Here is a 1,823-nt window from a genome sequence, read left to right as displayed (position 1 = left end):
TTACGAGGAATAATCTCTCTAACAATTAAATCCACAGAGATTAATACGTATATATAAATTTATTTATCCTATATATTCTTGTATCTATGACTATTTTATTGTTTAATCGTATCTATTAATAATCTATAGTTTTATTAAACCATAATCTTATTCCAGTGATCCATTGTGATGTCACGGATATTGCGAGATGTCCGTATGTGAATGCATGTGTCCTTCAAGAGACTTTGTTGGCAGTACAAATTTGACCGCCCTCCACACGGGATGTATAGAGAGGGCCTGACATTAAGATGTTACATCCATTGAGCCCTATTGTCCCTTGTGACTGCATCTTCCATTTCTACTAAAGCATAACTTGCTTTCCTAGTTGGTTGTCCCTCTGAGACTTTGAGCGACCTTGTGACTTTGACTGTGATCCACAGAGATAATATTATCACTATAAATATCAAAAATCTTCCTATGATTGTCTCAATACTCCCAAACATGTGCTTCACTCCTGTTATTGTGTCTATAAACCATGATCCTAATGTGAAGTGAGGGGAATTAATAGTCACCTTGTTCGGGCTCCCTTGATAAATTACAGATGGTCCTGCTTTTGCGGCTGTCCAACCTGATCTCAGCGATCTCAGATCTGTGATGTTGAGATTTAAGGCCCCGTTATGATATCTGAGGAACTCACTCTGATATACACCGTGTAGTTCGTCCTTTTCTAATGGTATGGTGAGATCTTTATTATACTGTATTTCAGTCCTCCATATGAAACTCCAGATCCTCTACCTCAGCCGGTTTCGTGCAATTCACGTGTTTCTCAGTGTAGGGCTCACTCTGATATACACCGTGTAGTTCGTCCTTTTCTAATGGTATGGTGAGATCTTTATTAATACTGTATTTCAGTCCTCCATATGAAACTCCAGATCCTCTACCTCAGCCGGTTTCGTGCAATTCACGTGTTTCTCAGTGTAGGGCTTCGATGGATCCCATAATCTATTTTTCCCATTGCATGATACACTCAACCTTGGTGGCCCTCCGCAATACATGACTTTATCAGGTAATCTACACCCGTGTGCCGGGTAACAGTATCTCGCTGATCCGTTATTATATGACAGATAATGTTGGTGCCCCATCCTAACTAGGTGGGTAGACTTATTGCTATTCCTCACTTCAAGCCCCATGACTTCACACTGAGTAAAACATATGTCTGAAGTGAGCTTTGTTGCCACTTGTTGGATTTTGTGCCTCAAATACGTAGTATCAGCTTGCTCAGCAGTCCCTTCATTTGCCTCTATTGCCATCCTTCCAAGTTGGTCTGACGATGGCTTTTGATCATGATTTAAACTATATATGAACCCTTCATCAGATAACATCACACCCGAGCATATTTCTTTATGTATTTCGTGCGGAGGATCAGACGGAGTGACAGTAATGCCTCCCCTGGAACATGCATAAAACAATGAACTCCCTTCATCAAATTCATCACAACCATAGATCCCGATTATCTGATAAGGACATGATTTTATCTCATCTTTAGGGTCCCATAAGAATGCAGTCCCATCTACTTCTGCATTGCCGTCCCTTGGATTAAAATCAATATGCGACCCTGCCGGACTCATTCTCTCTTTGCTCCTATCAAAGAAAATTGAGCTGCCTATAGTCATCACTGTCATAACTTCTGATGTCACCGTTGTTGATGAAGCATAATGATATTCAGGTGTCAATCTATCTGGCTCTCTCACATTACACGCCCTGTTGGGGCAATTATCATTAATAGCCTTCTTACATTCTTCTACAGAGGTGGGAATGCGCTCTATTGTCTTCTGACCATCTAT

General features: G+C 40.6%; 1 protein-coding gene. It reads right to left on the bottom strand.

Going from position 1 to position 1,823, the window contains the following annotated elements; genetic code table 11:
- Positions 1 to 887 precede the first annotated feature (887 nt).
- Positions 888 to 1,823: hypothetical protein (locus G5S52_RS24485; protein WP_165018871.1), on the bottom strand; the 936-nt coding region annotated here is incomplete at its 5' end.

The organism is Grimontia sedimenti, assembly GCF_011045095.1.
In the GTDB taxonomy this organism is placed as follows: Bacteria; Pseudomonadota; Gammaproteobacteria; order Enterobacterales; family Vibrionaceae; genus Enterovibrio; species Enterovibrio sedimenti.
The sequence above is the reverse complement of the archived record's forward strand: the minus strand, read 5'-3'. Positions and strand labels throughout refer to the sequence as shown.